The following is a 19,180-nucleotide window of genomic DNA, read 5'->3' on the forward strand; positions in this document are numbered from 1 at the left end:
GCACAACCCGGCCGACTATCCCGATCCCAGCCGGATCGAAACGATCGAGGAGCCGTGGATCAAGGCGGTGATCTACACGCCCGACGAATACCTCGGCTCGATCCTCAAGCTCTGCCAGGACCGGCGCGGCGTGCAGACCGGCCTGACCTATGTGGGCGGCCGCGCCCAAGTCAGCTACGAACTGCCGCTCAACGAAGTCGTGTTCGATTTCTACGACCGCCTGAAAAGCATCAGCCGCGGCTATGCCAGCTTCGATTACGAACAGATCGGCCTGCGTGAAGGTGACCTCGTCAAGATGGGTATCCTCGTCAACAACGAACCGGTCGACGCGCTGTCGATGATCGTCCACCGCAACGTCGCCGAGAGCCGCGGCCGCCACATGTGCGAACGCCTGAAAGACCTGATCCCCCGCCACCTGTTCAAGATCCCGGTCCAGGCCGCGATCGGCGGCAAGGTCATCGCCCGCGAAACCATCGCGGCCATGCGCAAGGACGTCACGGCAAAGTGCTATGGCGGCGACATCAGCCGCAAGAAAAAGCTGCTCGACAAGCAGAAGAAGGGCAAGGCGCGGATGCGCGAATACGGCAACGTCTCCATCCCGCAAGAAGCCTTCATCGCCGCCCTGAGAATGGGCGAGGAGTAAACCAGGACCCTCCCCATTTTTGCGCAGCACAAATGGGGAGGCGGCAGCGCGCAGCGCTGACGGAGGGGTAACTCTCCACCAACCCGTCTTCCCGGCGCAGGCCGGGACCCAGCAAATAAAAAACCCACCATTCGCCAAATCGGCAGTTACCCCCTATAGCAGTGCACGAAAGGCCTGACTCACAATGGCATCCTACAAAGACCCCAGCTTCCAGGACCGCACCGCGCTGGCCCAGCAGGCCCGCGAAAAGGCCCTGAAGCTCCTCGCCGCCAAGAAGGCCCCCGTCGACGAGGCCGAAGTCGCCCGCCGCAAGGCCGCTCGCGAAGCCAAGGAAGCCGCCGAAGCCGAAAAGCGCGCCGCCAAGAAGGCCGCGATCGAGCAGGCCAAGGCCGAGAAAAAGGCCGCCGCGATGGTGCCGGAAGTCGCCAAGCCGACCGAGGAAGAGCTCAAGGCTGCGCGTGACGCGAAGTATGCCGCGCGGAAGAACAGGAAGAAGTAAGGGGTGAAAGCGCGCCGGCATTCCCGCAGCTTGCACCGCGCGGCGCACTCGCCTAACCCTCAACGCCGCATAGGGGGCGGGTTACATGACGGCACCACGGCGAAGGGTCGGGGCGGAAAATTCGCTGACGCGCACGGCGATACTTGAGGCGACCGAGCAGGTTCTCGTCGAAGAGGGCTATGCCGCGGCGTCCACCCGCCGGGTTGCGGCGCGCGCGGGGCTGAAGCCCAGCCTTGTCCACTATTACTTCCCGACTACCGATGACCTGCTGATCGCGGTCTATCGCCGCTCGGCCGAATGGGCGAACGAGGAGCTGGCCAAGGCGCTGGCCGATCCCGATCCGCTGCTGGCGCTGTGGCACTATACCATCGACACGACGCGCACGGCGCTGACCATTGAATTCATGGCGATGGCGGCGCACCGCGAACCGTTGAAGGCAGCCATCGCTGAACATTCCGGGCAGACCCAGGCGCTTCAGGTGGAAGCCGTGGAGCGGGCGCTCGGCGAACGGGCAAAGGAACTGCCGCCCGTGGTGCTCGTCTCGGTGATCTCTGCGCTGGGCCGCAGCCTGGTGATGGAAGCCGCCGTTGGCGCGGGCAAAGGCAATAACGAGGCGATCATCTGGTTCGAGGAATGGCTGAAACGCCAGCGCAGTCTCGCTTGATCTGAATCAAGGCGCTGGCCGGCGCGCGCGCTATTTCTCCTGCTGAACACATGTTCAGTCAGCCCCCACAAGGGCCACCGGGAGAGCCTGCGATGAACGTCATGACCACCACCAAGCTGCGCTACGAGATCATCAAGGAAAAGATCGGCGCGCGCGTGCTGAACACCAAGGAAGAGCTGCTTTCGGGCGCGCTCTCCGCCGAGATCAACGACCTGCTCGAAGCGCGCGGCGTGCTGGTGTTCAAGCAATTGCACTTCACCGAGGATGAGCAGATCGTTTTCACCAACCAGCTCGGCGGCAATGCCACCGAGATTGGCGTCGATGGCGGGGCGATCTTCTCGATCAGCCTTGATGCGGGAGAGCACCACAGGTCGGTGATCGAATACCTGAAAGGATCGCTGTTCTGGCATGTCGATGGCACGATGAACCCGGTGCCGGTGCGCGGCTCGATCCTGACGAGCAAGGTTCTGCCCACCTGGGGCGGCAATACCGAGTTCGCCAATTGCTACGCCGCCTATGATGACCTGTCGCAAGAGGTGAAGGACAAGATCGATCACTTGCGCGTCGTCCACGCCATGTGGGTTTCGCAGCTGTATCACACGCCCGAACCCAGCATGGAGCAATTGCTCGACTGGCAGTCGAAGGGCACGCAGGAACTGCCGCTCGTCTGGACGCACAGGAACGGGCGCAAGAGCCTCGTTCTCGGCAATACCGCGCGCAATGTTGTCGGGCAGGACTTTGAGGAAAGCGCCCGCACGCTTCATGGCCTGCGTGAGCACGCCACCAGCGAGCCGTATCACTACGCGCACGAATGGGAGGTGGGCGACTCCGTGATGTGGGACAACACCGGCACGCTCCACCGCGCCATGCCCTATGACCCGGACTGCGGCCGCTTGCTGAAGCGCACGATCCTGCTGGGCGAGGAAGAGTTCAGCTAGACAGTTTGCGATGGCCGCGGGCCCAGTCCCCCGGGGCATTGCATGAGGCGCGCTTGCTGGTGGAGCAGGCGCGCCTTTTGCGTGGCTAGGCGCCCGCGCCCGGCACGGCAAACCAGATCACGTGTTTGGGCCCCTTGCCATTGCTGCGCGCCGCGACCTTTTGTTCGTCAACGACATAGCCGTTCTTGGTCAGGCGGTTGCTGAACACCGTATCCGGCGCGGCGGACCATATGGCGAGGATACCGCCAGTGGTGAGGGCGTTCTTGGTCTGGCGCAGGCCCTTGGCGGAATAGATCCGGTCATTGGCCTCGCGCACCAGTCCATCGGGGCCGTTGTCGACATCGAGCAGGATCGCGTCAAAGCGCGGGATGCCGCCGGCGGCAGCGGTGAGGATGGTATCGGCTACGTCTTCCATGACGAGCGTCACACGAGGATCGTCAAGGCAGCCGGCGGCAACCTCGGCCATCGGTCCGCGCGCCCAGTCGATGATGCCGGGGACCAGTTCGGCGACGGTGATGCGCGCATCCGGCCCCAGTTTTTCCAGCGCGGCGCGGAGTGTAAAGCCCATGCCATAGCCGCCGATCAGCAGGCGCAGGCCCTTGCGGCCTTTCAGCCGCTCGATCGGCATGGTCGCCAGCGCCACTTCGGACCCACTTTTGCGCGTGGACATCAATTCGTTGTGACCCAGCACGATCATGAAATCGCGGTCGTGGCGATAGAGCTTGAGCTCGTCCCCGCCGGGGATGCGGGCCGTGCCCAGGTGTTCGCGTGCGATCATGGCCCCGCGCATAGCGGCTGGGCGCTTGCCATGCCAAGCGATTCGCCAGTGAATAGGGGAATTCCCTGAAAGCGAGATTCACACCAGTTTAACCCTGATTGATGGTTAAGGCCCTTTTACTCTTGGGTACGTGCAGGCATACAAGGTCCAACGGCAGCTGCGCATGGGGCGCGGCAGGGCGAGGCACAGGATTTCCAAGGCGCGTGACGGCTCCAGTTCGCTTTCCCCGGTTCTTCGTGACGAGCCCGAGCCCGTGCCCCTATCTGCCGGGCAAGAGCGAGCGCAAGGTGTTCACCGAACTGCGCGGTCCGCATGCCGATGCGCTGAACGATGCGCTCAGCCGGATCGGCTTTCGCCGCAGCCAGACGGTGGCCTACCGCCCGTCATGCCTCGATTGCAGCGCCTGCGTTTCGGTGCGGGTGCTCGCCAATGAATTCCGCCCCTCGGCCACGCAGCGTCGCAACCTGAAGCGCAACGCCGATCTGGTGATCACCGAATGCCGGCCGTGGTCTACCTCGGAACAGTACGAGCTGCTGCGCGATTACCTTGCCGCGCGGCACCCCGGCGGTGGCATGGCGGCGATGGACGAAGTCGATTTCGCTGACATGATCGAACATACCCCGGTCACCAGCACCGTGATCGAATACCGCGAAGCCTCGATCGATGGCAGGCCCGGGCGGCTGGTTGGCGCTTGCCTGACCGACAGGCAGGGTGATGGCCTGTCGATGATCTATTCGTTCTATGATCCCGAATATGCCGAGCGGGCAGGGCTGGGGAATTTCATCATCCTCGATCACATCCGCCGCGCAGTTCAGGGCGGCCTGCCTTATGTCTACCTCGGCTACTGGGTCGAAGGTTCGCCGCGCATGGCCTACAAGGTGCGTTACCGCCCGATGGAGCGACTTACCCGCGATGGCTGGCACCGCTTGTCGGATGCCGAACAGGACGCGCTGATCGCCGATGCCGCCGCGCTGCAGCGGGGCGAGGCGAAGCCGCTCGACGGTGAGACCAAGGACGGCGCTCACGGCGATCAGGAACAATACCGCGTCGATGCGTGAACGCTCTGGCGACTGAACTTCCCGAGCCCTGATTTTCAGGCGGCGTGATTTCCCCGCGATCCAGTTAACAAGTTTTTCGTGACTGCCGTGCAACATTTGCAACATGGCCGTGGTCACCCGCTTGTTTGTCCCGATCCGCAATCTCACGGGATTGCACCCTGCCTTGCGCAGCCTGTTGCTGATCGCGGTGGGGGCGCTGGTCACCTTTTCCTTCGCGCTGTACGGCAGTTTCATGCGGGCGACCGACGTTGCTGACTGGGAAGTGCGCCGCCGCGAACAGGCCACGGTCGAAACGCAGATTGACCGCGCGGTCCAGGCCCTGACCGAAACGATGAAAATCCAGCTGACCTGGGACGATGCCTTCCGGGCGACGGGAAGGGCGGGCGTACCGATCGATCAAGGCTGGGCAGATAGCTATTTCGGCGATTTCCTCTGGGCCAACCTTCAGATCGAACAGCTCTATCTGGTGTCGCCCGAAGGCAAGATGCTGCGTGCATGGAACCGGGGCCTGCCCGCAAAAGGCGATGAATTTTCCGCGCTTGCGCCCAAGGTGCGCGCCGCTCTCAATATCATGAACACCAATGCCCGGGTGATCGGCGATCCGGTGCGCTTCCGCCCGCTGCCCGATGCCCAGTGGCCGATTGCCGCTGATGGCAAGCCGCTGACCCGCTGGTCAGGCGCGCTGGACGATGTCGGCGGGCGTACGGCGATCGTGACGACAGCCTCGATCATTCCCGATACCGATTATGCCATGCTGAAGCGCCGTCCGAACGCGCTGGTCGCTGTGCGCTCGCTTGATCCGGCCTATCTGCGCCATGTCGGTGAGGGGCTGCTGCTTGAGGATTTCGGCTTGCAACGCCAGCAGCCGGGCAGCGGCAATGCCATCGAATTGCATTCGCCCACTGGCCAGTCGCTCGGTTGGCTGGCGTGGAAGCCCAACGATGTCGGCGCCATCATTTCGGACCGCACCATGCCGCTGCTCATCGCCTATCTGGCGTTCTATATCCTGATCCTGGGCGCGGGCACGGTAATCGTCCGGCAGGCGCTGCGGATGGCGCGCGAATCGGCCCAGCGCGAGGCCGAGGCCAAGCAGGACGCCATGCTCGATCCCATGCTCGGCCTGCCCAACCGCCGCCTGATGATGCGGCATATCGATGAACAGCTGGCCCGGGTGAGTGATGGGGACGCGGTGTTCCTGGCCTATATCGACCTCGATCACTTCAAGGCGATCAACGAGGCGATGGGCCATCCGGCCGGTGACGCCGTGCTGATCGCGGCCGTCGCCAACCTCAAGGCCGAACTGATGCCAGGCGACGTGCTGGCGCGGCTGGCGAGCGACGAATTCGTCATCGTCCACCGCGGCCCGGCCGGGATCGAGGAGGCGAAGAAGCTGGGCGAACGGGTGCTCGCGGCCTTTGCCGAACGCTTCGACATTCACGATACCAGTGTGCCGGTCACCGCAAGTTGCGGCATTGCCTGGGCGCCCGAACAGGCCGACACGCACGAAAAGCTGCTGCGGCTGGCTGACATCGCCCTGTTCCGCGCCAAGCAGCGCGGGCGCGGCCGCTATCGCTATTTCACCGAGGACATGAATGCCTCGATCCGCTGGCGCAAGGATCTGGAGGCCGAGCTGCGCCGCGCGCTGACCTGCTCCAGCACCTGCAATATGTGCACTTCGAACGGCGACTGGGGGTTGGAAGTCCATTACCAGCCGATTGTCCACGTTGCCGGCCGCCGAGTGGTGAGTTTCGAGGCATTGGTGCGCTGGTTCCACGAGGACCGGGGCGAGATTTCTCCAGGTACTTTCGTGCCGCTGGCCGAACATTGCGGGCTGATGCCGGCGCTCGGCGAATGGGTCATGCGCCGCGTGTTCGAGGACTGCGCGCAGTTCCGTGGCCGCGAGGTTTCGATCAACCTGTCACCGCTGCAACTCGCGACGCACGATTTCATGACCCGGCTCCACGCTTTGGTCGAGGAAACCGGCGTCGATCCACACGCTATCGTCTTCGAGATCACCGAGGGCGTCCTGTTGGAAAACTCCGACCGCGTGCTGGGAGTGCTCAGCGAAATCCGCGACATGGGCTTCCGCATCGCGCTCGACGATTTCGGCACCGGCTTCTCCTCGCTCGCCTATTTGCGGTTGTTCCAGTTCGATTCGCTCAAGATCGATCGCACCTTCGTTCAGGGGATCGAGGCGGACCTTGATGGTCAGGCGATCCTCAAGACCATCGTCAGCCTTGGCCGCACGCTGCGGATGAAGGTGGTGGCCGAAGGCGTGGAGACGCTGTTCCAGCAGCAACTGGTCGAAGCCGCCGGTTGCGAGCTGGTGCAGGGCCACCTGCATTCACGCGCCGTGCCGCTGGCCAAGGCGCTGGCCTTGCTGCCGAAGCCGCCGGAGACGGTGCTGCGGTTGGCGGTGGGTTAGTAACGCTGGGCGTTGAGGGGGGGCTCAAGATTTTTCGTCATGCTGAACTTGTTTCAGCATCCATCGTGCCACGGGCGCGGATCAAGAAAGCGAGAGTAACGGCGCTGTATTGCATCCCCGATGACATCGAGCGATGAGGCCAAATGGATGCTGAAACAAGTTCAGCATGACGTTGGATCAAATGGCTGGCGCTGTTCCACAAACCCCAAAAAAAAGGGACCTATATACCTAGCTAGCCAAACTTTGCGCTTGCATCGGTAAAAAACTCTGGCTAGTTAGGTTTTATGACCGACAAGCCCGAAACCATCAGCTTCTACCAGTTCTTCGAGCGCTTCCCGAATGAGGAAGCTGCGCGGCTCTATTTCGAGCGCAACCGTTGGAACGGCGAAGTCTCCTGCCCCCATTGCGGCAGCGTCTCGGTTGCGCCGGTCAAGAGCATGAAGCCCATGCCTTACCGCTGCCGCGACTGCCGCCAGCACTTCAGCGTTCGCACTGGCACCGTTCTGGCCGAAAGCCGCTTGCCGCTGCACAAGTGGCTTATGGCGATCTACATGATGACTACAGCGCGCAAGGGCATCCCCTCCACGCAGATGGCCCGCGAACTTGGCATCACGCAAAAGTCAGCTTGGTTCCTTGCCCAGCGCATCCGCGAAACTTGGCTTGGTAACTCCGATGATGGCATGGACGGGAAGGTCCAAGTTGACGAAACCTACGTTGGCGGCACCGAGAAGAACAAGCACTTCAACAAGAAGCTGCGCGCCGGTCGCGGCACTGTCGGCAAGGTTCCTGTTGTCGGCATGATGGACGAAGACAAGCAAGTTCGCGCCCACCCCATTGCCAACAACACTGGCATCACCCTCAAGGCATTTGTCCGCGACAATGCCGCCGCTGGGGCTACTGTCGTGACCGACCAGCACGGCGGCTACATCGGGCTTGCCAAGGAAGGCTATAGCCATGTTCGCGTAAATCACTCCCTTGGCCAGTATGTGATCGGAAAGGACCACACCAACGGCATCGAAAGCTTCTGGGCGCTGCTCAAGCGTGGCCACTATGGTATCTACCACTACATGTCCCCCAAGCACCTTCATCGCTACGTCAACGAATTTGCATTCCGCCAGAATACCAAGGAAGCTGGCACGATGGGCTTCATTGACGCAACGATTGGCCGGATGATCGGCAAGCGCCTCACCTACAAGGGTCTTATCAATGTCTGACGACAAGAAGGTCATCGAGCCAATCAACGCAAGCTTTGACGCAGTTGCCAAGGCGCTAACCCCGGTTGGGCCAAAGCCCAAGCCGGGACTTCCTGTCGCTCGTTATGCTGGGACGCTTGCCCTCGGTGATGCCGAAATTGGCTGTGCAGTCTTAGAGGATGGCACTCGCCTGCTGACACAAAGCGACATGATGAGAGCGCTGGGCCGCGCACGACAGGCCAAGGGGCGCGGCTTCTATGATGCTGACGTCAACTTGCCCGCTTTCTTGACTGCAAAGAACCTAAAACCGTTCATTCCCAATGATTTGTATGTGACGTCAAGTCAGATCGAATTTATTCTGCCCAGCGGCAAGATGGCTTTTGGATACCGGGCTGAACTACTCCCGCAAGTGTGCGAGGTTTATCTTGAGGCACGAGACGCCGACGCATTGGTGCCGGCTCAATTGCATGTGGCTAAGCAAGCGGACGTCTTGGTTCGCGCTCTTGCCCGTGTCGGAATTGTCGCACTGGTCGATGAGGCTACGGGCTATCAGCGTGATCGTGGGCATGACGCCCTCAGGCTGCTTCTTGAAAAATACATCGCAGAGGGGCTGCAAAAATGGATTCATACCTTCCCTGACTCGTTCTTTGCGGAGTTGGACCGGCTTTATGATAACGCCCCGACAACGCCTCGCTCCCGCCCTCAATACTACGGACGGTTCATCAACAAATACGTCTATGACCCCATCGAGCATGGGTATGTGAAGGCTGAGCTTGATAAACTGAATATCACCGATGAGGGCAAGCGTAAGGCTCGCTTCCACCAGTGGCTAACTGATGAGGGTAGAACGATCCTCACCCGCCAGATTGGGCGCGTGGAAGGAATTATGGAAATGTGCAAGGACATCGACCATTTCAAACAGATAGCCCGACGTCAGAAAAGCATCACCGTAGCGCCTTACCTGTTCGATGAAATGAACCGGATAATCGATTGACGGCTCTCTGCCTCAGCCCTTCTCGGCTTCCTTACCGCCAGAAACCTTCTGTGCGGCAGCAGTCACCGCCGAACCCACGGCTCCGCTGAAAAGGAATTTTTGCAGAGTTACCGATTGCTCGGCGTTCAACATTGCATAGTCTGGAAACGCTAGGCTCCAAATCAGACTGCCGAACATAAGCGCGGCGCACAATGCGAAAAGATAAAGCCCGATGACTAGGATTCGGTGCAAATGACCATCCAACGCATCTTGTCTTAACAGCCGCTTGATCTTGTTGAGTTCGGTGCGGCTCGATAGGTCAACGCCGCCAGCAAATGCAGCCGCCTCCGCGATGGCGTCGGCCCCTTCGTCTAACTCATCGCCCCTTGGGCGAGGAAGTTCATGCGGCGGGTTGGCCACGAGTTTCCAACAAGTTCTGGTAATGCGCCGCAATGCGATCATTAGGAATGATCGCGTTCTTGCCGTGCGAGTTCCAGGCTTCTGACCATGGCGTATTCGGCATATGCGTCATGTTGGAAAGCTGCGTTCCAGAGTAACCGGAATACGTTTCATAGACGCTCTGAATTAGAGCAATTGCCGGTTCCGACAATGCTTGAGGGTCGGTGTCGGGCACAAACTCGGTTATCGGCCCAGCCCGGAATTTAGAGACGGCACGATATAGCGACGGCACAACTGGCCCATACTGCCAAGCTTGTGCCGGTTCAGCCAGCAGAGGCTCGTGCAAATATGGGAATGACCAGCCATGGGCAATGTAGACGAGCTTGAGCAGCTTCAAGGGGGTGATTTCCTCCCCCTTGTCACGCGCGAGGCCCAACATTTGATTTGCAATCTTAGCGGCGCTGTAAGGCATGGCTGTCTCCGTTCCCTATATGGGCCATCTAGCAAGCGGCATCAAGCGGCGTCCATTTTCTTTGGCTAGCTAGGTATATAGATCCCAAAAAAAAGGGCGCCCGGATCGCTCCGGACGCCCTCCCTTTTATCGCAGCCGGTGATTACCAGCTGTAGTACATGTCGAATTCGCAGGCAGCGGGCGTGGTTTCCCAGCGCATCACTTCCGGCCACTTCATTTCGATGTAGGCATCGATCTGGTCCTTGGTGAACACGCCGCCCTGCAGCAGGAATTCGTTGTCCGCTTCAAGGCATTCCAGTGCTTCACGCAGCGAAGCGCAGACGGTCGGCACTTCGGCGAGTTCGGCCGGCGGCAGATCGTAGAGGTTCTTGTCCATGGCTTCGCCCGGGTGGATCTTGTTCTTGATCCCGTCGAGACCGGCCATCAGCAGCGCCGAATAGCACAGGTAGGGGTTGGCCATCGCGTCGGGGAAACGGAATTCCACGCGCTTTGCCTTGTCACCGGTGCCGTAAGGAATGCGGCACGAAGCCGAACGGTTGCGGGCCGAATAGGCGAGCAGCACGGGGGCTTCGTAACCCGGAACCAGGCGCTTGTAGCTGTTGGTGGTCGGGTTGGTGAAGGCGTTGAGCGCCTTGGCATGCTTGATGACGCCGCCGATGAAGTACAGGCACATGTCCGAAAGACCCGCATAACCGTTACCGGCGAACAGCGGCTTGCCTTCCTTCCAGATCGAGATGTGCGTGTGCATCCCCGAACCGTTGTCCGTCATGATCGGCTTGGGCATGAACGTCGCGGTCTTGCCATAGGCCTGAGCGACCTGATGGACGACGTACTTGTAGACCTGCATGCGGTCAGCGGTCTGGACCAGCGTGCCGAAGGTCAGGCCGAGTTCGTGCTGCGCCGAGGCCACTTCGTGGTGGTGCTTGTCGCAGGGCAGGCCCATTTCGATCATGGTCGAAACCATCTCGCCGCGAATGTCGACGCAGGAGTCGACCGGAGCGACGGGGAAGTAGCCGCCCTTGGCACGCGGACGGTGCGCCAGGTTGCCGGCTTCGTACTTGGTGTCCGAATTGGTCGGCAGTTCGATATCGTCGATCTTGAAGCCGTTGCCGTCGTAGCCGTCATAGAAACGGACGTCGTCGAACATGAAGAATTCAGCTTCGGGGCCGACGTAAACCGTGTCACCCACGCCCGAGGAGACAACATAGGCTTCGGCGCGCTTGGCGGTCGAACGCGGGTCGCGGGCATAGAGTTCACCGGTCGAAGGCTCTACGATGTCGCAGTTGATGATCATCATCGGCGTGGCGCTGAAGGGATCGATGTAGATCGAATCCAGATCCGGCATGAGGATCATGTCGCTCTCGTTGATCGCCTTCCAGCCTTCGATCGACGAACCGTCGAACATCAGGCCGTCTTCGAGTTCGCTTTCACCGAGCAGCGCGGCGACCATGGTGAGGTGCTGCCACTTGCCCTTGGGATCGGTGAAACGCAGATCGACCCATTCGATCTCGTCGTCTGCGATCTGCTTGATGATGTCCTTTGCCTTGGCCATTTTTCGTCCTTCTTAAGTCCCCGCCCGCCGCCGGGTGAGGGTATGGGTTGTAATCGTGGTGTTCGGTGTCAGATCGCGTCGTCGTCGCGCTCGCCAGTGCGGATGCGGACGGCCTTTTCGACCGGGATGACAAAGATCTTGCCGTCGCCGATGCGGCCCGTCTGGGCGGCGTTGGCAATGGCTTCCACCGTGCGGTCGGCAAGGCTGTCAGGCACGACAACCTCAAGCTTCACCTTGGGCAGGAAATCGACGACATATTCGGCGCCGCGATAGAGTTCGGTGTGACCCTTCTGGCGGCCAAAGCCCTTTGCCTCGGTCACGGTGATTCCCGAAACGCCAACCTCGTGCAGCGCTTCCTTTACCTCGTCGAGCTTGAACGGCTTGATGATGGCTTCAATCTTTTTCACGTGGCCCCCTAATTCGAGTGGCTTTTAAGCCGCTGCGCGCAAGGCCGGTACCGCAATGACGGCCCGGACAACCCAATCAGCTCTACGCGAATCCCGTATCAAGAATCGTGCCAGAGCGCTGCAAACGCCCTAGGCGAACCGCGTTCGGCGCGAAAGAGGGGGAATCGCAAGAATCTTGTCCCGCGCCGGTTTCCGGTGAAACGGACTTGCCGGGGGCGGGAGGATGGCTTTGCCTAAATTGTGGGCAGGGGTGATTAAATTTTGGGCATACGATTCTCAATCCCCCCATTTGCATTGCGTGAAAATGGAGAGGATCTGGGTGCTTACCCGACCGCCATTCCACCCTTGAACAGCGCCAGACAACGCCCCTGGACCGGCTGGCGGTCGAACGGCGTATTGCCCGCCGCCGCCGCCATCTTGTCGCTGTCGACGATCCACGGCCGGTCAGCATCGATCACCGCGAAGTCGGCTTCCATGCCCACTTCCAGCCGTCCGGCCTCAACGCCGAGCAGCGCGGCCGGATTGGCGGCCAGCAGTTCGAACGCGCGGCCAAGGTCGATCACGCCGTCGCGCACCAGCGTCAGCGTCAGCGGCAGCAGCGTTTCCGCACCTGCCATGCCGGGTTCGGCATCGGCGAAGGGCAGGCGCTTGTCCTCCGGCCCGCGCGGGTCGTGGCCGGATGCGATGACGTCGATCGTGCCGTCGCCCACCGCCTCGATCACCGCGCGGCGGTCGTCCTCGCAGCGCAGCGGCGGGGAGAGGCGGGCGAAGGTGCGGAAGTCGCTCATCGCGATGTCGGAGAGCATGAAGTGCGCGGGCGTGACACCGGCGGTGACATTCACGCCGCGGGCCTTGGCCGCCCGGACCAGTGCCAGCGATGCGCGGGTGGTGACTTGCCGGATGTGCAGCCGCGCGCCCGACATTTCGGCGAGCGCAATGTCGCGGGCAACGGCCAGCGCCTCGGCCTCGGCCGGGGCGGACGGCAAGCCGAGCCGGGTCGCCATCTCGCCAGCGGTCGCCACGGCGCTGCCTGAAATGCCGCTGTCCTCGCCGTGGCTGACGACGACGAGTCCCAGCATCGCGCAATAGCGCAGCAAGCGTAGCATGGTGCCGCTGTCAGCGATCCAGCGCCGCCCGGTGCTCACGGCGCGGGCGCCCGCGTCGCGCATCAGCGCCAGTTCGGCGAGATCGCTGCCTTCCAGCCCGCGCGTCGCGGCGGCGAGGGGGTGGACCCAGAGGTCAGGCTTGCCCGAGCTTGCCGCGAACCGCACCCGCGCCGGATGATCGAGCGGCGGGTTCTGGTCAGGCATCAGTGCAGCGCGGGTGATGCCGCCGAAGTGGAAGGCCGGCTTGTCGATGGCGAAGACGCCCAGATCGACGAGACCGGGGGCGAGCAGTTTGCCCTTGGCATCGTGCGTCCGGTCGCCGTCCTGCGCGGTGACTTCCGGGCCGATGGCGGCGATGCGGTCAGCTTCGGTGCGCAGCGCGCCCTTCACCGGGCCCTGCGGGGTTAGGATCGTGGCATTGGTGATGGTGAGAGCCGAGGAGATCATGCCCAACCCTCCATGCCGCGCGCCTTGCGGGTCAGCACCTCAAGGCAGGTCATGCGCATGGCTACGCCCATTTCCACCTGCGTGGTGATCAGCGAGCGTTCGGGCAGGTCGGCGACATTCGAATCAATCTCGACCCCCCGGTTCATCGGCCCCGGGTGCATGATCAGCGCATCAGGCGCGGCCAGTTTCAGCCGCTCCAGAGTCAGTCCGTAGAGGTGGCGATATTCGCGGGGGGAGGGGATGAAGCTGCCCTGCATCCGTTCGTTCTGCAGCCGCAGCATCATCACCACTTCGGCGCCTTCCAATGCGGCATCGAAATCGTGGAACTTGGTGACCTTCAACTGCTCGATCCCCTCGGGCATCAGCGCCGGTGGGGCGCAGACGCGCACATCAGCGCCGAGCGTGGTCAGGCAATGGATGTTCGAGCGGGCGACGCGGCTGTGCAGGATATCGCCGCAGATCGTCACTTTCAGGCCGTTGAATTCCTCGCGACCCCGGGTGCGCAGCGCGCGGCGGATGGTCAGGGCATCCAGCAGCCCCTGCGTCGGATGTTCGTGCTGGCCGTCACCGGCGTTGAGCACCGGGCAATCGACCTTGTCGGCAATCAGCCGCACCGCGCCTGACGATCCGTGGCGGATCACCATGGCATCGGCGCGCATGGCGTTGAGCGTCAGCGCCGTGTCGATCAGCGTCTCGCCCTTCTTCACGCTGGAGGTGGCGACGGACATGTTGACCACGTCCGCGCCCAGCCGCTTTCCGGCGAGTTCGAACGACAGCAGCGTCCGGGTGGAGTTTTCGAAAAAGGCGTTGATGATGGTCAGTCCGCGCAGCACCGAAACGCGCTTTTCCGGCTGGCGGTTGAGATCAACCCACTGCTCCGCCTCGTCGAGCAGGAACAGTAATTCGTGCGGGGCAAGGCCTGCCAGGCCCAGCAGGTGCCGGTGCGGGAAGGCGAGGCTGCCTGTGGGGTAACGCGAGGCATGGGCGGCGGGGTTCGCACCGTATTCGCGCATGAACTGGCGCAGCTTGTCCGCCGTGCTGGCGCGCAGGTCGCGCCCCTGTCTCAGCTGCGAAACGAATGGCTTGTCGCGCAGCGCGAGCTCCCCGAATCGCGTCTCCGAAAGGCCATGAAGGCGGCAGAAATCCTCGATTTCTCTAAGCAGGTCGTCCATGATCGGGATTCATAAGTTGGATTTGGCCAACCGTAAAGGTGGGATTGGTGGAAATCCCATCAAGCTCGTCATGCTGAACTCGTTTCAGCATCCATCGTGCCGCACACCCGGAGCGTGGAATGGTGCACTACGGAGCCGTTACCCCCCTTCACGACGCTCCGGGCTTGGCGGCGAAATGGACCCTGAAACGAGTTCAGGGTGCCGATGGGGTGGGGTGAGGGTAGAGCGTGAGGCTTGCAATCTGCCTGATTGCCAAACCCTTGGGCCACCTTATCTTACTGCAAGTCCCGTCCATCATCGCCGGGCATCGAAGGAACTTCCCTCATGATTTTCGCACGCAAGCTCTGGCACGTCCTCGTCGCGATCAAGGATGGCCTGGCGTTGTTGTTCCTGCTGCTGTTCTTCATCGCGCTCTATGCCGTGCTGTCGAGCCGGCCGACCGCCAGTCAGGTGCGCGAAGGCGCGCTGCTGCTCAAGCTCGATGGCTCGATCGTTGAGGAGCCCGAGGCGGTCGATCCCTGGGCGGTGCTGACTTCGGGCAGCCTGCCGGCCAAGCAGTACCGCACCCGCGACGTGGTGCGCGCGCTCGATGCGGCGGCGAAGGACGAAGACGTCAAGGCCGTGGTGCTCGATCTGTCGCGCTTCACCGGCGGCGGTCTGGTAACGATGATGGACGTCGGCGCGGCGCTTGACCGCGTGAAGGCGGCGAAGAAGCCGGTGCTGGTCCACGCTTTCGGCTATGCCGACGATGGCGTGATGCTGGCGGCGCACGCGACCGAGGCATGGGTCGATCCGCTCGGCGGCGCTTTCATCATGGGGCCGGGCGGCCACAACCTCTATTATGCGGGGCTGTTCGAACGCTTCAAGGTAACGCCGCACGTCTATCGCGTTGGCACCTACAAGGATTTCGTCGAACCCTATCTTAGGAAGGACATGTCGCCCGAGGCCCGCGCCGCGCGCACGGCAGTGGTCGGTTCGGTGTTCGACCAGTGGCAGGCCGATGTGAAAAAGGCGCGGCCCAAGGCCAATCTTGACCTTGCGATCAAGGACCCGGCGGCGTGGTATCGCGCCTCGGGCGGTGACGGGGCGGAAGCGGCGAAGGCGGCAGGCCTGATCGACCGCATCGGCGACAAGGTCGCTTTCGGCAACCGCGTCGCCGAACTGGTCGGCAAGGACACCTACGATCCGCGCCCCGGCACTTTCGCCCATTCCGGCCTTAAGGCCTACCTTGCCGCGCAGCCGGTGGAGACGCCCGGCAAGGCCATCGGCGTCATCACGATTGCCGGCGACATTGTTGACGGCAAGGCCGGCCCCGGCACTGCCGGCGGCGACCGCATCGCCGAACTGCTCGATTCGAGCGAGACCAAGGACATCGCCGCGCTGGTCGTGCGGGTCGATTCGCCGGGCGGCACGGTCACCGGTTCTGAGCGCATCCGCCAGGCCATCGAACGCCACAAGGCGCGCGGCATTCCGGTTGTCGTCTCCATGGGCAATGTCGCGGCGAGCGGCGGCTACTGGGTTTCGACCACCGGCAGCCGCATCTTTGCCGAACCCGCCACAGTGACCGGCTCGATCGGCATTTTCGCCGTGCTGCCCAGCTTTGAAAAGGCGCTGGCGCAATATGGCGTCACCGCTGATGGCGTGCGCTCGACCCCGCTGTCGGGTCAGCCGGACGTGCTCGGCGGCTTTACGCCCGAACTTGACGGGATGCTTCAGGCCAACATCGAGCGCGGCTACCAGCGCTTCGTCGGCCTCGTCGCCAAGGCGCGCGGCAAGACGCCCGAGCAGATCGACGGCATCGCCCAAGGCCGCGTGTGGGACGGCGGCACGGCGCGGCAGATTGGGCTTGTCGACGAGTTCGGCGGACTGGATGATGCGCTGGCCTTTGCCGCCAAGCAGGCCAAACTGGGCGAGGGCGATTGGCACCCGCTCTACCTTGGCGCGAAGGAAAAGGTGGCGGGATCGCTCCTCGAAGCGCTGCTGATGGGCGGCGAAAAGGATGACGACGACGCCGCGCCGCCGCAGGGTGATCTGTTCGCCATGATCGCCCAGCGCCAGCAATCGCTTGTGGCGCAGGTCATGACCGATGCCCAGCGCCTGCTCTCCGCCCCCGGCGCGCAGGTCTATTGCCTTGAATGTCCGGCGCAACCGGTGGCATTAAACCGTTCGCCGATAAAATTGGGCTGGCTTGCTAAAGTATTGGCCCCTTGAGAGCGTTTCACTGAAGTCATGAAGCAATGGCAAAGGTCGTATCAACCGTTACCACTCTGAAAAATGGTTAAATTTTGGTTGCACCCCCTGTGGAAAACTACATAAATATTCGGAAACGAGGTGTGATTCGGCGCCTTGGAGTCGAAAGATGGAAGATAGGGAACAGAAGGCAGGACCAGCACAATCGCATGCAGAGTTTTTGCATGCCCTGCAGGACCTTGTTGTCGAGACGCTTCGTCAGGCGAACGAGTACTTGGCCTCCCTCCCCCAGCCACCCCCGCCTGAAGCAGGAACTGGCGTTCGTCCGGCAATACTTGGCGGTTCTCGCAACCTCGATTGGGCCAAGCGCGCTTATGAGGCCAGGCGCTACAGGAAACAGCATCTGGCGCATGAGCTTTTTGGCGAGCCGGCCTGGGACATCTTGCTTGAACTTTATATTGCGTTTCACGAATGCCGGACAGTCTCGATGAAGGCTGCCAGCTTCGCCTCGGATGCTCCGCACGCGACGGCTTACCGCAATATCATTATGCTCGAAAATCTTGGGCTGGTTAATCGGGTGGATGACCTGCACGATCGGCGCGTCAAGTGGGTAGGACTGACGAAAAAGGCCATCGTCGCCATCAGCAGAATTTGCGAGGACGAAGATCGGCGTGAACGTGAGCAGCGGCGGAAGAAGCCAGCGCGCTTTACCGAAAAGATCCTCCGCTGACGGTTCCGACGGGCAGGGAAGAACCCCTGCTTGCCCTTTCCCGCATGACTCTCTAAGGGCCAGCGCCTGAATTTTGGCTTCGTCTTGGTATGCGGGCGTGGCGGAATTGGTAGACGCGCTGGTTTTAGGTACCAGTATCGAAAGATGTGGGGGTTCGAGTCCCTTCGCCCGCACCAGTTCGCCACGATCGGAAAGACGCGGCCCGGCTGCAATTTGGGCAGCAGATTGTGCAAAGAAGGCTTGAACTGAAATGCAGATTGTCGAGACCACGAACGAAGGCTTGAAGCGGGCTTTCACGATTACCATCCCCGCCAAGTCGATTGCTGAGCGTGTTGAAGGTGAAATCACCAAGATCGCTCCGCAGGTGCGCATGCCCGGCTTCCGCCCCGGCAAGGTGCCCGCCAACCTCGTGAAGAAGATGCACGGGCCGCAGATCCATCAGGAAGCGCTCAACAATTCGATTCGCGAAGCGATGGACAAGCTGGTGGCTGACAACCGTCTGCGCCCCGCGATGCAGCCCGACGTCGCGCTTGGCGATGGCTATGAAGAAGGCAAGGACGCCGTCCTCACCGTCGCGCTCGAAGTTCTGCCGACCATCGCCGCGCCCAGCCTGGACGGACTGAAGCTGGAAAAGCTGGTCGTGCCGGTTTCGGACGATCAGGTTGAGGAAGCGGTCAAGGGCATTGCTGCCGGCGCCAAGAGCTTTGTCGACGCCAAGAAGGGCAAGAAGGCCGAAGGCGGCGACCAGATCATCGTCGATTTCACCGGCAAGCTGGACGGCGTGGAATTCGAAGGTGGCGCCGCTCAGGACGCCGCTATCGAACTCGGCGCAGGCCGCTTCATCCCCGGCTTCGAAGAGCAGCTGATGGGCGTCAAGGAAGGCGAAGAGCGCACGATCACCGTGACTTTCCCGGCTGATTACCCGGCAGAAAACCTCAAGGGCAAGGAAGCCCTGTTCGACGTCACCGTGAAGTCGGTGAAGGTCGCCGGCGAAACCAAGATCGACGATGAATTCGCCAAGAGCCTTGGCCTGGAAAGCCTCGAACTGCTGCAGAACCTGATGCGCGGCCAGCTGGAGCAGGAAACTGCCGGTCTGACCCGCACCCAGATGAAGCGCCAGCTGCTCGACATCCTCGCCGCCGATCACGAATTCGATGTGCCGCCCTCGATGGTCGAAGCCGAGTTTGAGCAGATCTGGGCGCAGCTGACTCAGGAAGCGCAGAACGAGCCCGATCCTGAAGCCGCGATGAAGGAAATCGAGGCCGAGAAGGACGATTACCGCAATATCGCCGTGCGCCGCGTACGCCTTGGCCTGCTGCTGTCGGAAATCGGCCAGTCGAACGGTGTCGAAGTCTCCGCGCAGGAAATGAACATGTTGGTCCAGCAGGCGGCGCAGCAGTACCGCCCCGAAGATCGCCAGCGTTTCGCCGAATACCTCCAGAACGAACCGCTCGCCGCCGCCCAGCTGCGCGCGCCGCTCTATGAGGACAAGGTCGTCGACTTCCTGTTCGACAAGGCCGAAGTCACCGAACGC

The 19,180-nt window shown here is 61.9% G+C and carries 17 protein-coding genes, 1 tRNA gene and 1 pseudogene; 12 read left to right on the plus strand and 7 right to left on the minus strand.

What is annotated here, in order from left to right; translation table 11 throughout:
* The 4 genes and pseudogenes from RMO89_RS07840 to RMO89_RS07855 form a co-directional block, all read left to right on the plus strand.
* Nucleotides 1–643 (plus strand): annotated as a pseudogene (locus RMO89_RS07840) (elongation factor 4); the annotation flags it as partial.
* A 184-nt stretch (nt 644–827) separates the two neighbouring features.
* On the plus strand, nt 828–1,142 hold the full coding sequence (locus RMO89_RS07845) for a DUF6481 family protein (protein ID WP_310532332.1): 315 nt from the start codon (nt 828–830) through the stop codon (nt 1,140–1,142).
* A gap of 85 nt (nt 1,143–1,227) precedes the next feature.
* Nucleotides 1,228–1,806 (plus strand): TetR/AcrR family transcriptional regulator, encoded by a 579-nt coding sequence (locus RMO89_RS07850; RefSeq protein ID WP_310532333.1) that lies wholly within the window; start codon nt 1,228–1,230, stop codon nt 1,804–1,806.
* A gap of 92 nt (nt 1,807–1,898) precedes the next feature.
* Complete coding sequence (locus RMO89_RS07855; RefSeq protein ID WP_310532334.1) at nt 1,899–2,744, plus strand: TauD/TfdA family dioxygenase; 846 nt, start codon at nt 1,899–1,901, stop codon at nt 2,742–2,744.
* A gap of 85 nt (nt 2,745–2,829) precedes the next feature.
* On the opposite strand, the gene RMO89_RS07860 is transcribed toward RMO89_RS07855, so the two are convergent.
* Nucleotides 2,830–3,522 (minus strand): spermidine synthase, encoded by a 693-nt coding sequence (locus RMO89_RS07860; protein ID WP_310532336.1) that lies wholly within the window; start codon nt 3,520–3,522, stop codon nt 2,830–2,832.
* A 203-nt stretch (nt 3,523–3,725) separates the two neighbouring features.
* Here RMO89_RS07860 and RMO89_RS07865 point away from each other — a divergent pair, with 203 nt between their 5' ends.
* The 4 genes from RMO89_RS07865 to RMO89_RS07880 all read left to right on the plus strand — a co-directional run bounded on the left by RMO89_RS07865 (nt 3,726) and on the right by RMO89_RS07880 (nt 9,192).
* Nucleotides 3,726–4,580: an arginyltransferase gene (locus RMO89_RS07865; RefSeq protein ID WP_310532337.1), complete on the plus strand. Its 855-nt coding sequence runs from the start codon at nt 3,726–3,728 to the stop codon at nt 4,578–4,580.
* Between the two features lie 103 nt (nt 4,581–4,683).
* Nucleotides 4,684–7,005 carry a bifunctional diguanylate cyclase/phosphodiesterase gene (locus RMO89_RS07870; protein WP_310532339.1) on the plus strand — a complete coding sequence of 774 codons (2,322 nt, stop codon included), beginning with the start codon at nt 4,684–4,686 and terminating at the stop codon, nt 7,003–7,005.
* Between the two features lie 284 nt (nt 7,006–7,289).
* Nucleotides 7,290–8,219 carry an IS1595 family transposase gene (locus tag RMO89_RS07875; RefSeq protein WP_310532340.1) on the plus strand — a complete coding sequence of 310 codons (930 nt, stop codon included), beginning with the start codon at nt 7,290–7,292 and terminating at the stop codon, nt 8,217–8,219.
* Complete coding sequence (locus tag RMO89_RS07880; RefSeq protein ID WP_310532341.1) at nt 8,212–9,192, plus strand: P63C domain-containing protein; 981 nt, start codon at nt 8,212–8,214, stop codon at nt 9,190–9,192. The genes RMO89_RS07875 and RMO89_RS07880 overlap by 8 nt, the downstream gene beginning before the upstream one ends.
* 12 nt (nt 9,193–9,204) lie before the next feature.
* Here RMO89_RS07880 and RMO89_RS07885 read toward each other — a convergent pair whose 3' ends face one another.
* The 6 genes from RMO89_RS07885 to RMO89_RS07910 all read right to left on the minus strand — a co-directional run bounded on the left by RMO89_RS07885 (nt 9,205) and on the right by RMO89_RS07910 (nt 14,567).
* Complete coding sequence (locus RMO89_RS07885; RefSeq protein ID WP_310532343.1) at nt 9,205–9,591, minus strand: hypothetical protein; 387 nt, start codon at nt 9,589–9,591, stop codon at nt 9,205–9,207.
* Nucleotides 9,572–10,042 carry a type II toxin-antitoxin system antitoxin SocA domain-containing protein gene (locus RMO89_RS07890; protein WP_310532344.1) on the minus strand — a complete coding sequence of 157 codons (471 nt, stop codon included), beginning with the start codon at nt 10,040–10,042 and terminating at the stop codon, nt 9,572–9,574. Before RMO89_RS07890 ends, RMO89_RS07885 begins: the two co-directional genes overlap by 20 nt.
* A 142-nt stretch (nt 10,043–10,184) precedes the next feature.
* Nucleotides 10,185–11,594: a type I glutamate--ammonia ligase gene (glnA, locus tag RMO89_RS07895; protein ID WP_310532345.1), complete on the minus strand. Its 1,410-nt coding sequence runs from the start codon at nt 11,592–11,594 to the stop codon at nt 10,185–10,187.
* Nucleotides 11,595–11,662: 68 nt separating this feature from the next.
* Nucleotides 11,663–12,001, minus strand: coding sequence for a P-II family nitrogen regulator (locus tag RMO89_RS07900; protein ID WP_264415199.1), 339 nt, complete (start codon nt 11,999–12,001; stop codon nt 11,663–11,665).
* 323 nt (nt 12,002–12,324) lie between these two features.
* On the minus strand, nt 12,325–13,554 hold the full coding sequence (locus tag RMO89_RS07905) for a dihydroorotase (protein WP_310532347.1): 1,230 nt from the start codon (nt 13,552–13,554) through the stop codon (nt 12,325–12,327).
* Nucleotides 13,551–14,567: an aspartate carbamoyltransferase catalytic subunit gene (locus RMO89_RS07910; protein WP_310532354.1), complete on the minus strand. Its 1,017-nt coding sequence runs from the start codon at nt 14,565–14,567 to the stop codon at nt 13,551–13,553. Before RMO89_RS07910 ends, RMO89_RS07905 begins: the two co-directional genes overlap by 4 nt.
* A 483-nt stretch (nt 14,568–15,050) precedes the next feature.
* Between RMO89_RS07910 and sppA the strand changes: the two genes are divergently transcribed.
* From sppA to tig, 4 genes are all read left to right on the plus strand, one after another.
* A complete protein-coding gene (sppA, locus tag RMO89_RS07915) occupies nt 15,051–16,937 on the plus strand; it encodes a signal peptide peptidase SppA (RefSeq protein ID WP_310532348.1) in 1,887 nt (628 codons plus the stop codon).
* A 148-nt stretch (nt 16,938–17,085) separates the two neighbouring features.
* The gene (locus RMO89_RS07920; protein ID WP_310532350.1) at nt 17,086–17,646 is read left to right on the plus strand and encodes a MarR family winged helix-turn-helix transcriptional regulator; all 561 of its coding nucleotides are present in this window, start codon (nt 17,086–17,088) and stop codon (nt 17,644–17,646) included.
* Between the two features lie 91 nt (nt 17,647–17,737).
* Nucleotides 17,738–17,822: transfer RNA gene (locus RMO89_RS07925), tRNA-Leu, on the plus strand.
* A 74-nt stretch (nt 17,823–17,896) separates the two neighbouring features.
* Nucleotides 17,897–19,180 (plus strand): trigger factor (gene tig, locus RMO89_RS07930; protein WP_310532352.1); only part of this gene is annotated, 1,284 nt, incomplete at its 3' end.

Origin of the sequence: Novosphingobium sp. (assembly GCF_031424035.1) — a bacterium.
Taxonomy (GTDB): domain Bacteria; phylum Pseudomonadota; class Alphaproteobacteria; order Sphingomonadales; family Sphingomonadaceae; genus Novosphingobium.

Bases quoted from the DNA above. Each gene is read 5' to 3' on its own strand.
- RMO89_RS07910 (WP_310532354.1), bottom strand. From the start codon at position 14,567: ATGCGCGAATACGGTGCGAACCCCGCCGCCCATGCCTCGCGTTACCCC.
- sppA (WP_310532348.1), top strand. From the start codon at position 15,051: ATGATTTTCGCACGCAAGCTCTGGCACGTCCTCGTCGCGATCAAGGAT.
- RMO89_RS07890 (WP_310532344.1), bottom strand. From the start codon at position 10,042: ATGCCTTACAGCGCCGCTAAGATTGCAAATCAAATGTTGGGCCTCGCG.
- RMO89_RS07850 (WP_310532333.1), top strand. From the start codon at position 1,228: ATGACGGCACCACGGCGAAGGGTCGGGGCGGAAAATTCGCTGACGCGC.
- RMO89_RS07920 (WP_310532350.1), top strand. From the start codon at position 17,086: ATGGAAGATAGGGAACAGAAGGCAGGACCAGCACAATCGCATGCAGAG.
- RMO89_RS07875 (WP_310532340.1), top strand. From the start codon at position 7,290: ATGACCGACAAGCCCGAAACCATCAGCTTCTACCAGTTCTTCGAGCGC.
- RMO89_RS07905 (WP_310532347.1), bottom strand. From the start codon at position 13,554: ATGATCTCCTCGGCTCTCACCATCACCAATGCCACGATCCTAACCCCG.
- glnA (WP_310532345.1), bottom strand. From the start codon at position 11,594: ATGGCCAAGGCAAAGGACATCATCAAGCAGATCGCAGACGACGAGATC.
- RMO89_RS07880 (WP_310532341.1), top strand. From the start codon at position 8,212: ATGTCTGACGACAAGAAGGTCATCGAGCCAATCAACGCAAGCTTTGAC.
- RMO89_RS07845 (WP_310532332.1), top strand. From the start codon at position 828: ATGGCATCCTACAAAGACCCCAGCTTCCAGGACCGCACCGCGCTGGCC.
- RMO89_RS07855 (WP_310532334.1), top strand. From the start codon at position 1,899: ATGAACGTCATGACCACCACCAAGCTGCGCTACGAGATCATCAAGGAA.
- RMO89_RS07870 (WP_310532339.1), top strand. From the start codon at position 4,684: ATGGCCGTGGTCACCCGCTTGTTTGTCCCGATCCGCAATCTCACGGGA.
- RMO89_RS07860 (WP_310532336.1), bottom strand. From the start codon at position 3,522: ATGATCGCACGCGAACACCTGGGCACGGCCCGCATCCCCGGCGGGGAC.